Origin of the sequence: Acidovorax kalamii, assembly GCF_002245625.1 — a bacterium.
In the GTDB taxonomy this organism is placed as follows: domain Bacteria; phylum Pseudomonadota; class Gammaproteobacteria; order Burkholderiales; family Burkholderiaceae_C; genus Acidovorax; species Acidovorax kalamii.
This window is the reverse complement of sequence record NZ_NOIG01000011.1, coordinates 493,241-506,267: the sequence shown is the minus strand read 5'-3', so window position 1 is coordinate 506,267 and position 13,027 is coordinate 493,241. Positions and strand designations below refer to the sequence as shown.

Annotated in this window: 11 protein-coding genes; 8 read left to right on the top strand and 3 right to left on the bottom strand. The window is 67.8% G+C overall.

Annotated features, from left to right (window positions below):
* Both CBY09_RS19155 and CBY09_RS19150 read left to right on the top strand, forming a co-directional pair.
* The coding region (locus CBY09_RS19155) for a dihydrodipicolinate synthase family protein (RefSeq protein WP_240515779.1) at positions 1-510 on the top strand (510 nt) is incomplete at its 5' end.
* Positions 511-659: 149 nt separating this feature from the next.
* On the top strand, positions 660-1,628 hold the full coding sequence (locus tag CBY09_RS19150; protein ID WP_094291137.1) for a 2-hydroxyacid dehydrogenase: 969 nt from the start codon (positions 660-662) through the stop codon (positions 1,626-1,628).
* 99 nt (positions 1,629-1,727) lie between these two features.
* Here the strand turns inward: CBY09_RS19150 and CBY09_RS19145 are convergent, their stop codons facing one another.
* Positions 1,728-2,594: a LysR family transcriptional regulator gene (locus tag CBY09_RS19145; protein ID WP_094291136.1), complete on the bottom strand. Its 867-nt coding sequence runs from the start codon at positions 2,592-2,594 to the stop codon at positions 1,728-1,730.
* Positions 2,595-2,687: 93 nt separating this feature from the next.
* Here CBY09_RS19145 and CBY09_RS19140 point away from each other — a divergent pair, with 93 nt between their 5' ends.
* Positions 2,688-3,104: a nuclear transport factor 2 family protein gene (locus tag CBY09_RS19140; RefSeq protein WP_094291242.1), complete on the top strand. Its 417-nt coding sequence runs from the start codon at positions 2,688-2,690 to the stop codon at positions 3,102-3,104.
* Here CBY09_RS19140 and CBY09_RS19135 read toward each other — a convergent pair.
* Complete coding sequence (locus CBY09_RS19135) at positions 3,096-4,022, bottom strand: LysR family transcriptional regulator (RefSeq protein ID WP_094291135.1); 927 nt, start codon at positions 4,020-4,022, stop codon at positions 3,096-3,098. The genes CBY09_RS19140 and CBY09_RS19135 overlap by 9 nt on opposite strands.
* A 108-nt stretch (positions 4,023-4,130) precedes the next feature.
* On the opposite strand from CBY09_RS19135, the gene metE reads away from it, so the two are divergent.
* On the top strand, positions 4,131-6,524 hold the full coding sequence (metE, locus tag CBY09_RS19130; protein WP_094291241.1) for a 5-methyltetrahydropteroyltriglutamate--homocysteine S-methyltransferase: 2,394 nt from the start codon (positions 4,131-4,133) through the stop codon (positions 6,522-6,524).
* Between the two features lie 13 nt (positions 6,525-6,537).
* Here the strand turns inward: metE and CBY09_RS19125 are convergent, their stop codons facing one another.
* Positions 6,538-7,503, bottom strand: a complete 966-nt coding sequence (locus tag CBY09_RS19125; RefSeq protein WP_094291134.1) for a ketopantoate reductase family protein — start codon at positions 7,501-7,503, stop codon at positions 6,538-6,540.
* A 330-nt stretch (positions 7,504-7,833) separates the two neighbouring features.
* On the opposite strand from CBY09_RS19125, the gene CBY09_RS19120 reads away from it, so the two are divergent.
* From CBY09_RS19120 to CBY09_RS19105, 4 genes are read left to right on the top strand one after another with little or no spacing between them, the layout of a single operon-like run.
* Positions 7,834-8,367: a MarR family winged helix-turn-helix transcriptional regulator gene (locus tag CBY09_RS19120; protein WP_015014212.1), complete on the top strand. Its 534-nt coding sequence runs from the start codon at positions 7,834-7,836 to the stop codon at positions 8,365-8,367.
* A 33-nt stretch (positions 8,368-8,400) separates the two neighbouring features.
* Positions 8,401-9,879, top strand: coding sequence for an efflux transporter outer membrane subunit (locus tag CBY09_RS19115; RefSeq protein WP_205734168.1), 1,479 nt, complete (start codon positions 8,401-8,403; stop codon positions 9,877-9,879).
* Between the two features lie 60 nt (positions 9,880-9,939).
* The gene (locus CBY09_RS19110) at positions 9,940-11,265 is read left to right on the top strand and encodes an HlyD/EmrA/EmrK family protein (protein ID WP_094291133.1); all 1,326 of its coding nucleotides are present in this window, start codon (positions 9,940-9,942) and stop codon (positions 11,263-11,265) included.
* A gap of 16 nt (positions 11,266-11,281) precedes the next feature.
* Entirely contained in the window at positions 11,282-12,916 is a 1,635-nt protein-coding gene (locus CBY09_RS19105) for a DHA2 family efflux MFS transporter permease subunit (RefSeq protein ID WP_094291132.1), read from the top strand.
* Positions 12,917-13,027 lie beyond the last annotated feature (111 nt).

Here is a 13,027-nt window from a genome sequence, read left to right as displayed (position 1 = left end):
AAGTTCGGTGTGATCGTCTACAACCGCGACCGCACCAAGCTCACGGCCGACTCCCTGGCCATCCTGGCCGAGCGCTGCCCCAACCTGATCGGCTTCAAGGACGGGGTCGGCAACATCGAGACCATGTCTTCCATCTACATGAAGCTGGGCGACCGCTTCTCGTACCTGGGTGGCCTGCCCACGGCCGAGGTGTATGCAGCGGCCTACAAGGCGCTGGGCACGCCGGTGTATTCGTCGGCGGTGTTCAACTTCATCCCGAAGACGGCGATGGAGTTTTACAAGGCAGTGGCGGCCGACGACATGGCCACGCAGCACCGGCTGCTCAAGGAGTTCTTCATGCCGTATCTGGCCATCCGCAACCGCGTGGAAGGCTATGGGGTGTCGATCATCAAGGCGGGTGCGCGCATCGTGGGCCACGACGGCGGGCCGGTGCGGGCGCCGCTGACGGACCTCAAGCCCCATGAGGTGGAAGAGCTGGCTGCGCTGATCAAGAAGCTCGGGCCGCAGTAAGGGGCACCGAACGGCAGGAGCCCACGCGCAAAGGGCCGCACACGGCCCTGTGTTCTCTGCCACTATCCGTTCCTTTTTGCGATGCAGCGTTGCCAGGTCTGGCAGCGCTTGCCATGCCACCTCTTCTCTGCACCCACCTGTCACCCTCCATGACGACGCACGCCACACCCCGCATCCTGCAAATCGGCCGCCTGCCCTTGCCCACCCTCGAAACCGAACTGGCCGCGCGCTACAGCGTGGCCTGCCTGGCCGACCAGGCCGACCCGCAGGGGTTTCTGGCGGCACATGGTGCGGAGTTTTCGGGCGTGGTCACCACGGCGTCCATCGGGCTCACGGGCGAGGTGATTGCAGCCCTGCCCCATCTGCAGGTCATCAGCAGCTTTGGCGTGGGCTTTGACGCGCTCGACATCGGCGCGGCCACGGCGCGTGGCGTGCAGGTGGGCTACACGCCCGGCGTGCTCAACGACTGTGTGGCCGACATGGCGTTTGCGCTGATGCTGGACGTGTCGCGCGGCATTGCCGCCAGCGACCGGTTTGTGCGCCAGGGCCAATGGCCCCAGGCGCGGTTTGCGCTGGGCACGCGCGTGTCGGGCAAGCGCCTGGGCATCGTGGGCATGGGCCGCATCGGCCAGGCCGTGGCCGAGCGCGCGTCAGGCTTCCGCATGGAGGTGGGCTACCACAACCGCCGCCCGGCCGAGGGCTGCGCGCTACCCTACTTCGAGTCGCTGACCGCACTGGCGCAATGGGCCGACTACCTGGTGCTGACGGTGGCGGGCGGCGCGGGCACGCGCCACCTGGTCAACCGCGATGTGCTCGACGCCCTGGGCCCGCAGGGCTACCTCATCAACGTGGCGCGTGGCAGCGTGGTGGATGAGGCGGCGCTCGTCGACGCCCTGGCCGAGCGCCGCATCGCCGGTGCGGGCCTGGACGTGTTCGACAACGAACCCCATGTGCCCGCCGCCCTGATGGCGCTGGACAACGTGGTGCTCACCCCCCACACCGCCAGTGCCACGCACGAAACCCGCCGTGCGATGGCGGACCTGGTGCTGGAGAACCTGCATGCGTTCTATACCTCGGGTGCCGTGCGGGTGTCGGTGCCAGGCACGGTGGCGGGCTGATCGTTGGCTTTCAAGCTTTTAGGCCGTTTGCGCGCGTCCATCATGCCTGATTAGCTATCAAATAAATAGCATTAAGCCCCACCACCGGGCGCCCCTGCCTCACACCCGCCCCGCGAATACCTCTGGCCCCAGGCGGGGCTTGCGCGCCTTGCGCTCGAACAGCCACATGCCATACAGCGGCAGTGCCTCGGCCAGTTGCAGCGGCACCACCTGCTCTGCCGCAGCCCCCAGCAGCGCGGGGTGTGGCAGCACGGCCAGCAGGTCCGAGCCCACCACCAGGTTCAGCAGGCTGGCAAAGTCCGGGCAGCGCACAGCCATGCGCGGCACTGGCATGCGCCGCACGCGGTGCGCCTCGGTCAGCACATCCACCGGGCCGCTCACGCTCGGGCCCACACAGCCCCAGGCGGCGCCTTGCAAATCGGCCAGTGACCGGGCCTGCGCCAGCGGGTGGCGCCGCCGTGCATAAATTTGCGGCTGCAGCTCGTACAAGCGCCACTGCACCACATCCGGGTGGGCAAACTGGCGCGGCCGGGGCGCAATCACGGCGTCGAAACTGCCATGCAGCAGGCCCGTCAGCAGGCTCCCCTCGTCGGCGGTGGTCATCTCCAGTGAACGCTGGGACTGCGGCAGGCACCAGGCCTCGTACAGCAGCGGCCCACAGACCAGCGCGGCGGAGGCCGTGAGCCCCACGCGCAACACCTTGCGGTTTGCAGCGCCCGCGCGGGTCAGCGGCAAGGCGTCGATGCGCTGGGCCAGCGGCGCGCCTTCGGCCACCACACGCCGGGCCAGGTCGGTTGGCACATACCGGCGCCCGTCCCGCACCAGCAGCGGCGCGTCGAACTGCACCTGCAGCGCCTTCATGCCCTGGCTGATGGCGGGCTGCGACACCCCACAGGCCAGCGCTGCGCGCGCAAACGAGCCCTGATCGATGACGGCTTGGAGGTAGTGCAGGTAGCGCAGATACATAAGCAACTTTTATGTATGAGACGCCATTGTCTCTTGCCGCAGCCGCCGGGCGCGGCGAAGCTCTGGGCATCTTTCTCCACCACGCTCCTGCCCATGACCACGCCACTCGACACCGTCCGCACCTACCTCGCCCACCTGCACGCCAGCCACACCGACGGGCTGATTGCCTGCTTTGAAGACGATGGCGTGGTGCATTCGCCGTTTCTGGGCACGATGCGGGCGGGCGACTTTTTCAAGAAGCTCGCCCAGGCTTCCAGCGGCAGCGTGATCACGGTGCTGGATCTGTTCGTGTCCGCCCAGCCAGACAACGGCGGCGCCGTGCGGGTCGCCGCCTATTTCCGCTACGACTGGACTTTGAACGACGGCCGCGAGGTGACCTTCACCTGCGTGGATGTGTTCACGTTTGACGCGGGCAGCACCCGCATCCGCGACATGAACATCGTCTACGACACCCACCCGCTGCGCGAAGAAGTGGGCGACAAGTACGCGCCCGACCCATCATCAAAGTAGCTCTACGCCCTTCAGCGTGACGAAACTCGTCTCGCGCGTCACCTGCACAAAGTCCTGCAGGTACGGCTTGGCCGACAGGCTGGGCAGGCAGGCGGCGTGCAGCTCGCCGCGCAGGCCTTTGTCGCCAATCGGTCTGGCAGTCACGTATCCCCGGTCCAGATAGCTCTGCACCGCCCACAGCGGCAGCGCCGCCACGCCGCGCCCGCTGGCCACCAGCTGCAGCATGGCCACCGTCAGCTCGGTGGTGCGGCGCGGGGGGCGCACGCCAGCGGGCTCCAGCACCTGGCGGATCAAATCGAGCATTTCGTCGGGCACGGGGTAGGTGATGATGGTCTGGTCGGCAAAGTCCTGCGCCACCAGGTGCGGCTTGGCCACCAGCGGGTGCGTGTTGGCCAGCAGCGCGCGGATCTCAAAGGCAAACAGCGGGTGGTAGTCCACGCCCGCCTCGTCGGCATCCACCTCTGACACGATGGCCACATCGGCCCGGCCCTGGTGCAGCAGGCCCACGGGGTCGGCATGAAAGCCGCTCACGATGTCCAGCTCCACCTCGGGCCAGCGGGTGCGAAACGCGTCCATGGCGGGCATCAGCCAGTCAAAACAGGTGTGGCATTCCACCGCAATGCGCATCTGCCCGCCCTGCCCCAGCACCAGGCGGGCAATATCGCGCTCGGCCCCTTCCACCTGCGGCAGCATGGCATCGGCCAGCGCCAGCAGGCGTTCGCCCACGGCGGTGAACTGCGGCGGCACCGATTTGCGCTCGAACAGCGGCTGGCCGTAGCGGTCTTCCAGCAGCTTGATCTGGTGCGACAGCGCCGACTGCGTGAGGTTGAGCAACTGCGCGGCCCGCACCAGGCTGCCGCTGTCGCGCAGGGCCAACAGGGTTCGCAGGTGGCGCACTTCCAGGATCGACTGGTTCATTATTAATTTTCAAGTTGAACTACCAAAACTTTCGTTTGAATAATAAACGAGCCCGCGCGACCATCGGTGCCTTCATTGCATTGCTCCATTCAGAAGAAGGAAATCACCATGTCGCTCGCCGCAGTCGCCGTAACAGCCGCCACCCGCCGCCCTGTGCTCACGCACACCCTGGGCTTTCCGCGCATGGGGGCGCAGCGCGCGCTGAAATTCGCACTCGAATCCTTCTGGCGCGGTGACAGCACCGAGGCCGATCTGCAGGCCACGGCCGCCCAGTTGCGCCAGTTGCACTGGCAGGCGCAGGCCGATGCGGGCCTGGGATTTGTGACCGTGGGCGACTTTGCTCTGTACGACCATGTGGCCAACCACATCCAACTGCTGGGCTGCGAGCCTGCGCGCTTTGGCTTTGATGCCCACACGCCCGAGCTGGCGCGCTACTTTGCAATGGCGCGGGGTGTGTCGGCGCACGCCTCAGACGACCACCAAGGCTGCAGCGCCGGTTGCACCGCAAAACACACCACCGCTGGCCAGCCCGCGCTGGAGATGACCAAGTGGTTTGACACCAACTACCACTACCTCGTGCCCGAGTTCAGCGCCCACACCCAGTTCCACCTGGCCAACGAGCGCCTGTTTGCCGAGGTGGCTGAGGCCCAGGCACTGGGCCACCGCGTCAAAGCCGTGCTGCTGGGGCCGCTGAGCTTTTTGTGGCTGGGCAAATCCAAAACGGCGGGCTTTGACCGATTCAGCCTGCTGACCCAACTGCTGCCCGTGTACGAGGCCGTGCTGGCACGCCTGAAGGCCCAGGGTGTGGAATGGGTGCAGATCGACGAACCCATCCTGGGCCTGGACCTGCCCGACACCTGGCGCCATGCGTTCGAGCCCAGCTACTGGCAACTGGCGCGCAGCGCGCCCAAGCTGCTGCTGGCCACTTACTTCTCGCCCCTGGCCGAGAACCTGCGCCTGGCCTGCCAGCTGCCCGTGGCCGGCCTGCATGTGGACGCCGTGCGCGCGCCCGACGAGCTGGTGGGCGTGGCGGACTGGCTGCCTTCGCACAAGGTGCTGTCGGTGGGCATTGTGGACGGCCGCAACATCTGGCGCACCGACCTGGATGCAGCGCTGCAAAAGCTGCGCCCCGTGGCCAACAAACACCAGGGCGAGCTGTGGCTCGCGCCATCGTGCTCGCTGCTGCATGTGCCGTTCAGTCTGCAGGCTGAAACGCAACTCGATGCCGAGGTGAAGTCCTGGCTGGCGTTTGCGGTGGAAAAGCTGGATGAACTGCGCGTGCTGTCCACCGCCTTGTCGCAAGGCGAGGCTGCGGTGGATGACGAACTGCACGCCGCTCGCACCGCCCTGGCCGCGCGCCGCGCCAGTCCGCGTGTGCACCGCGCCACCGTCGCCGCCCGCATTGCGGCTGCGGCGCCCGGGGCCGACCAGCGGGCCAGCGCCTTCCCCGACCGGCAAAAGGCCCAGCGTGCGCGGCTCAAGCTGCCGCTGCTGCCCACCACCACCATCGGCTCCTTCCCGCAGACGGCAGAGATCCGTGCCGCGCGCGCCGCCTTCAAGCGCGGTGCGCTCGATGCAGCCCACTACCAACAAAAGATGGAAGCCGAAATCGAACTGGCCGTGCGCAAGCAGGAAGCGCTGGGCATTGATGTGCTGGTGCACGGCGAGGCCGAGCGCAACGACATGGTCGAATATTTCGGCGAGCAGCTCGACGGCTTTGCCTTCACCGCCAACGGCTGGGTGCAAAGCTATGGCTCGCGCTGCGTGAAGCCGCCCATCATCTACGGCGACGTAGCCCGCCCCAAGCCCATGACGGTGGCCTGGACGCAATATGCACAGAGCCTGACCACCAAGCCCATGAAGGGCATGCTCACCGGCCCCATCACTATCCTGCAATGGAGCTTTGTGCGCGACGACCAGCCGCGCGCCACCACGGCCGACCAGATCGCCTGGGCGATCCGAGACGAGGTGTGCGACCTCGAAGCCGCCGGCATCGCCATCATCCAGATCGACGAGCCCGCCATCCGCGAAGGGCTGCCGCTGCGCCGCGCGGGGTGGAAGAGCTACCTGGAGCGCGCCACGCGCGCCTTCCGCATCAGCGCCAGCGGCGTGCGCAACGACACGCAGATCCACACCCATATGTGCTACAGCGAGTTCAACGACATCCTGCCCGCCATCGCGGCCATGGATGCGGATGTGATCACGATTGAAACGAGCCGGTCGGACATGGAACTGCTGCAAGGCTTCGGTGATTTCCGCTACCCCAACGAGATCGGCCCCGGCGTGTACGACATCCACTCGCCCCGCGTGCCTGGCGTGCAGGAGATGGCTGCGCTGCTGGAAAAGGCCGCCGAGGTCGTGCCCGTGGAGCACCTGTGGGTGAACCCCGACTGCGGCCTGAAAACCCGGGGCTGGCCGGAGACCGAGGCCGCCCTGCGCCACATGGTGCAGGCCGCGCAGGCCGTGCGTGAGCGGTTGCTGGAAGAAGCGGCGCTGGCCTGACCGCTTCCGAAACTCAGCCTGCAGCGCGCCTCATCTCGGCCAGTTTCACCAGCACCTTCAGCGCGTGGTTCAGCGGCGTCGGCACCCCCAGTGCTGCGCCGCGCTTGACCACATAACCGTTCAGGTGGTCGATCTCGGTGGGTTTGCCCCGCGCCAGGTCCTGCGCGGTGGACGAATACTGGCTGGGCATGGTGCTGGCAATGCCACGCACCGCCGCCTGCACATCGCCCGGAATCGTCACACCGTCAGCAGCCGCCACGGCCAGGCATTCAGCCACGATGTCGGCAATCACCTGCGTCACGCCGGGCACCTGCACCAGCGGGCCGTAGGGCTGCTGCGACAGGGCCGACAGCGCGTTGTAGGCGCTGTTGAGCACCAGCTTGGCCCAGAGCGCACCGCGCACGTTGTCTGACACCTGGGTAGGGATGCCCGCTGCCGTGAGCTGGCGGGCCACCTCGTCGCTGCGTGGCGAAGGTGCAATCACCAGCTCGCCCCGGCCATGGTGTACGACGTGCCCGGGGCCGCCCATGGCGGTAGCGACATACACCACGGCGGCGGCCACGGGGGTGCTGGCGTCCAGCACCGCGCGCACGCGTTCGTCGTTGTCCACGCCGTTCTGCAAGGTCAGCACCAGCGCGCCGGGCGCGAGGTGGGGGCGAATCTGCCGCGCAGCGTCTTCCGAGTCGGACGACTTCACGCAGAACAGCACCACGTCCGCGCCGTGCACCGCGCTGGGCTCGGTGCTGGCCGCCAGGGGCACCTGCACGTCCATCGCTGCGGTCTGCAGCCGCAGGCCGTGGTCACGCACCGCCAGCACATGGGCGGGCCGCCCGATGAGCGTGACGGCATGGCCCGCGCGGGCCAGCAGGGCACCAAAGTAACAGCCCACGGCGCCCGCGCCCATCACAGCAAAACGCAAGGGCGGGCAAATGTCCGAGGCGGTGGGCAGGGAGACAGAGGAATCAGCGGCAGCGGTCATGGCGGTGTCCCGGTGGGCAAGGTACGGAAGGGTCGAACAGCGAGGCGCCCCACTATATCGATGACGGCCTGAGCTCCAAATATCAAGGCTTTTTGGATTGATGCGCTAGTCGAACATGCCTCGAAAGCTATCAAATACGTAGCAAACTGACTGTGCGTGAGATTGATCGCAGGGGCGCGCTTCGGTCGCATGCGCGAATTCCGGCACCGCAAACCGCCATCCGTTACACCCCGTCCGTGGGCCCCGCCCCAGCCCAAAGGCCCCTTTTCGGTGTCAGGAATTTAATCAATGCAAAGACAATAATTGTCTAGTCAATTAAATTCCTCACCCATGTCAGCTCCCCCCAAACCCAGCCAAGCCCCCGCGTTCTACAACGCCGAGCACTACGACCCCAGCAAGCTGGTGCCCGAAAACAGCGTCGGCTACCTGATGCGCAAGGTGATGTCGTCCATACGCACGCAGGCCGATGCCCAGCTGTCGTTGCACGACCTGACCTACGCCCAGTGGCTGCCGCTGTTCAAGTTGTCGCTGTGCGAGACCGCCACGGTGGCCACTCTGGCTCGGGACCTGGAGACCGACCCCGCCTCCATGACCCGGTCGCTTGACCGCATGGAAGCCAAGGGCCTGGTGGTGCGGGAGCGCTCCACCGTGGACCGCCGCGTCGTGCAGCTCAAGCTCACGGCCGAAGGCCAGCGCATTGCAGCCCTGGTGCCCCCCGTGCTGGCCGACGTGCTCAACGGCCACCTCAGCGACTTCAGCCATGACGAGTGGCAGCTTCTGCTGTCCATGCTGCGCCGCATGCTGGCCAACGGCGAAGCGCTGCGCCAGCAGACCCCCTCACCCACCGAACCCGCAGCCGGTTGATCCCGCCCTGTTGCCCTGCCCCTGGAGATTTCCGTGACCGCCACTGCCCCAACTCCCCTGTCCACCCGCTCCGCCCTCGCCGCCCACCTGGCGGTGTCGGCCGTTGCCCTGGCCGCCGCACTGCTGCTGGTGGGCTGCGCCAACCCAGGCCCCGCCCACACACCGCTGGCGCAAACCACCCCGGCCGCCGCTGGTCTGACCGCCGCCACCACCGACGTTGTGGCCACCAGCCAGTGGTGGAAAGCCCTGGGTGACGAGCAGCTCAACACCCTGATCGACACCGCCCTGCAAGGCAACCCCAGCCTGGCTGTGAGCCGCGCCCGCCTGGAACAAGCCGTGGCCCTGAGCCAGGTGCGTGAGGCCGCCAACGGCCCGCAAGCCACGCTGGGCGTGGACGCCACCCGCCAGCGCTACACCGCCAACGGGCTGGTGCCCGCCCCCATCGCCGGCAACACCTACAACAGCGGCACCGTGCAAGCCACACTGAGCTGGTCGCCCGACTTCTTCGGCCAGCACGCCGCCGAGCTGCAGGCCGCCCTGGGCCAGGCCCGCGCCGCCCAGGCCGATGCTGCGGCCGCTGCCAACACGCTGGCTGCCCAGGTGGGCCGCAGCTATGTGGCCCTGGCCCGGCTGGTGGCCCAGCGCGACGTGGCCCAACGTGCGCTGGAGCAACGCGAAGAACAGCGCAAGCTCACGCAAGAACGCACCGCCGCAGGCCTGGACAGCCAGGTCGAACTGACCCAGGCCCAGGCCGCCGTGCCCGACGCCCGCACACAAATCGAAGCGCTGGACGAACAGATCACCCTGGGCCGCCGCCAGCTGGCCGTGCTGACCGGCCAGGCGCCCGATGCCCTGCCCCAGCTCACGCCCCGGCTCACCGCGCTGCAGCCCACCGCCGTGCCCGAGGTGCTGGGCGCCGACCTGCTAGGCCGCCGCCCCGATGTGGTGGCCGCCCGCTGGCGCGTGGAGGCGGCAACGCAAGGCGTGAACAGCGCGCGCAGCGAGTTCTATCCCAACATCAACATCGGTGCGTTCATTGGCCTGAACTCGCTGGGGCTGGACCGGCTGTTCAACGGCAGCTCACGCCAGATGGGCGTGACGCCCGCGCTGCGCCTGCCGATCTTTGACGGCGGCCGCCTGCGCGCCCAGCTGGGCGGCCGCGCGGCCGAGCTGGATGCCGCCATCGCCCAGTACAACGGCGCCGTGCTCGATGCGGTGAAGGAAGCCGGCGACGCCGTGGCGTCCATCCAGTCGCTCACCCGCCAGCAGGCCTTGCAGGACGAAGCCGTGGCCAGTGCTGAAAAGGCCTACCGCTTTGCGCAGGAGCGCTACCGCGCGGGCCTGGGCAACTACCTGGTGGTGCTCTCCACCGAAAGCCAGGTGCTGGCCCAGCGCCGCCTGGCCGTGGACCTGCGCGCGCGCCAGCTCGACACCCGCCTGGTGCTGATGAAGGCCCTGGGCGGCGGCTGGACCGATGACACAGCGGTGCTGCACACCGCCGCCGCGCACTGACCGGCCACCACACCACACGCATCCAAAAACACAACAACACATTCCTGAAAGAACACTGCCATGACCGCCCACAGCGAACCCCTCACCGCCAACGAAGCCAACACCGCCCGCCGCCGGGGCCTCACCCTCATTGCCGCCGCCGTCGCGCTGGCGGCGATCGGCTGGGGCGGCTGGCACTGGGCCAATGGCCGCCATGTGGAGACCACCGACAACGCCTACGTGGCGGGCAACGTGGTGCAGATCACGCCGCAGATCGGCGGCACCGTGGTGTCCATCGGCGCAGACGACACCGACTACGTGAAGGCCGGTCAGTTGCTGGTCAAGCTGGACCCTGCCGACGCCCGCGTGGCACTGGAGCAGGCCGAGGCCCAGTTGGCCCAGACCGTGCGCGAGGTGCGCACCTTGTATGCCAACAACGCCACCTTGAAGGCCCAGGTCAGCCTGCGCAGCGCCGACCTGGCCCGCGCCCAGGCCGATGCCGCCCGCATGCAGGACGACGTGAACCGCCGCGCCCCGCTGATGGCCAGCGGCGCCGTGGGCAAGGAAGAGTTCCAGCACGCCACTGCCCAGCTGGCCGCCGCCAAGAGCACCGTGGCCGCCGCCCAGTCGGCCGTGCTGGCCGCGCAAGAGCAGCTGGCCGCCAGCCAGACGCAGACCGAGGGCACGTCCATCGAGCAGCACCCCAACGTGGCGCGTGCCTCGGCCCGCGTGCGCGAGGCCTACCTGGCCGTGCAGCGCGCCCAGCTGGTCGCCCCGCTGGACGGCCATGTGGCCAAGCGCGGCGTGCAGGTGGGCCAGCGTGTGCAAGCAGGCGCCCCGCTGATGACGCTGGTGCCGCTGAACGACCTGTGGGTGGACGCGAACTTCAAGGAAAGCCAGCTCAAGACCCTGCGCATCGGCCAACCGGCCGAGCTGGAGGCCGACGTGTACGGCACCAAGGTGACCTACCACGGCACGGTGACGGGCCTGGGCGCCGGCACCGGCGCCGCCTTTGCGCTGCTACCCGCGCAGAACGCCACCGGCAACTGGATCAAGGTGGTGCAGCGCGTGCCCGTGCGCATTGCGCTCGACCCCAAGGAAGTGGCCGAGCACCCGCTGCGCGTGGGCCTGTCGATGGAAGTCAAGGTGGACACTGCCGACCAGAGCGGCAAGACGCTGGCCGACACCCAGCGCACCACGCCCGTGGCCGCCACCGCTGTTTTCGACGAGCAGTTCAAGGCCGCCGACGACGAGGTGGCCCACATCATCGCCGCCAACCTGGGCCGCAGCGGCAAGGCCGCCGTGGCCGTGGCATCGCCCAAGGTGGGCAAGGCGCCAGCGCAAAGCCAGCAGCAACACGCTTCGGCCCCGGTGGCCTCGGCAGTACAGTCGCCTGTGGTGCAGTAAACGGGGTGGATAGCGCATGACCGCCGCCAACCCCACTGCAGACCAGGCGCCCGCCAGTTCGGCGCCTGCTGCAACACAAACCCCTGCCCCGCCCGGGCCTCCTGCCGCCTACCCACCGCTGCAAGGCACCGCCCTGCTGCTGGGCACGCTGTCGCTGTCGTTGGCCACGTTCATGAACGTGCTGGATTCGTCCATCGCCAACGTCTCCATCCCCGCCATTGCCGGTGACCTGGGCGTGAGCCCGGGCCAGGGAACCTGGGTCATCACCAGCTTTGGTGTGGCCAATGCCATCTCGGTGCCACTCACTGGCTGGCTCACGCAGCGCTTTGGCGCGGTGCGGCTGTTCACCATGAGCGTGCTGCTGTTCGTGCTCACGTCCTGGCTGTGCGGCTTTGCCGGGTCGCTGGAGGCGCTGGTGTTCTTCCGCGTGCTGCAAGGACTGGTGGCGGGGCCGATGATCCCGCTCAGCCAGACCCTGCTGCTCGCCAGCTACCCCAAGGCGCTGGCGGGCACCGCCCTGGCGTTGTGGGGCGTGACCACGCTGGTGGCGCCCGTGGTGGGGCCGCTGCTGGGCGGGTGGATCACCGACAACATCTCCTGGCCGTGGATCTTCTACATCAACGTGCCCGTGGGCCTGCTGGCCGGGCTGCTCACCTGGGGCATCTACCGCCAGCGCGAGACCCCCATCCGCAAACTGCCCATCGACACGGTGGGCCTCAGCCTGCTGGTGCTGTGGGTGGGCGCGCTGCAGCTCATGCTCGACAAGGGCAAGGAGCTGGACTGGTTCGCCTCGGGCGAGATCATCACCATGGCCGTGGTCGCCGTGGTGGCGTTTGCCGTCTTTCTGGTGTGGGAGCTGACCGAAAAGCACCCGGTGGTGGACCTGAAACTCTTCAAGGGCCGCAACTTCACCTTTGGCGCGCTGGCGCTGTCGGTGGCGTATGCCCTCTTCTTCGGCAACGTGGTGCTGCTGCCGCTGTGGCTGCAGCAGTGGATGGGCTACACCGCGACGTCGGCCGGCATGGCGCTGGCGCCGGTGGGCATCTTCGCCATTTTGCTCACGCCGCTAGTGGGCAAGAAGGTGGGCCAGTGGGACCCGCGCCGCATGGCCACGGGCGCGTTTGTGGTGTTCAGCACGGTGCTGTGGATGCGCTCGCAGTTCACAGTGCAGACGGATTTCATCCACATCCTCATCCCCACCCTGCTGCAGGGTGCGGCCATGGCGTTCTTCTTCATCCCGCTGACCACGCTCACGCTGGCGGGGGTGCCGCCAGAGCGCATCCCGGCGGCAGCGGGCTTGTCGAACTTCGTGCGCATCACCGCCGGTGCCATGGGCACGTCGATCGCCACCACGCTGTGGGAGAGCCGCGCCGCCATGCACCACGCGCACCTGACCGAAGGGCTGGTGCAGGGCCAGGGCGTGTTTGCGCAAACCCTGGACAACCTCACCGCGTCCGGCCTCACGCAGATGCAGGCGCTGGCGCAGATCAACCGGCTCATCGACCAGCAGGCGTTCACGCGCGCGGCCAATGACATCTTCCTCGGCTCGGCGGGTTTGTTCCTGCTGCTGATCGCGCTGATCTGGCTGACCAAGCGGCCTGCCAGAACGGCAGGTGGCGGCGGCGCCGCCGATGCAGGCGGCGCGCACTAGCGCAGACCAGGTCGAACCAGGGCGTTATCAAGAGGAAAAAACGCCCTCTCCGCGCCATAGAAAACAAAAGTTTGCTATCTTTTACATAGCAATTGATGACAAAAGCGGCTC

What these genes read in the sequence shown, in the direction of transcription:
- CBY09_RS19140 (WP_094291242.1), top strand. Translation starts at nt 2,688, where the DNA reads ATGACCACGCCACTCGACACCGTCCGCACCTACCTCGCCCACCTGCAC.
- CBY09_RS19105 (WP_094291132.1), top strand. Translation starts at nt 11,282, where the DNA reads ATGACCGCCGCCAACCCCACTGCAGACCAGGCGCCCGCCAGTTCGGCG.
- CBY09_RS19150 (WP_094291137.1), top strand. Translation starts at nt 660, where the DNA reads ATGACGACGCACGCCACACCCCGCATCCTGCAAATCGGCCGCCTGCCC.
- metE (WP_094291241.1), top strand. Translation starts at nt 4,131, where the DNA reads ATGTCGCTCGCCGCAGTCGCCGTAACAGCCGCCACCCGCCGCCCTGTG.
- CBY09_RS19125 (WP_094291134.1), bottom strand. Translation starts at nt 7,503, where the DNA reads ATGACCGCTGCCGCTGATTCCTCTGTCTCCCTGCCCACCGCCTCGGAC.
- CBY09_RS19110 (WP_094291133.1), top strand. Translation starts at nt 9,940, where the DNA reads ATGACCGCCCACAGCGAACCCCTCACCGCCAACGAAGCCAACACCGCC.
- CBY09_RS19135 (WP_094291135.1), bottom strand. Translation starts at nt 4,022, where the DNA reads ATGAACCAGTCGATCCTGGAAGTGCGCCACCTGCGAACCCTGTTGGCC.
- CBY09_RS19145 (WP_094291136.1), bottom strand. Translation starts at nt 2,594, where the DNA reads ATGTATCTGCGCTACCTGCACTACCTCCAAGCCGTCATCGATCAGGGC.
- CBY09_RS19120 (WP_015014212.1), top strand. Translation starts at nt 7,834, where the DNA reads ATGTCAGCTCCCCCCAAACCCAGCCAAGCCCCCGCGTTCTACAACGCC.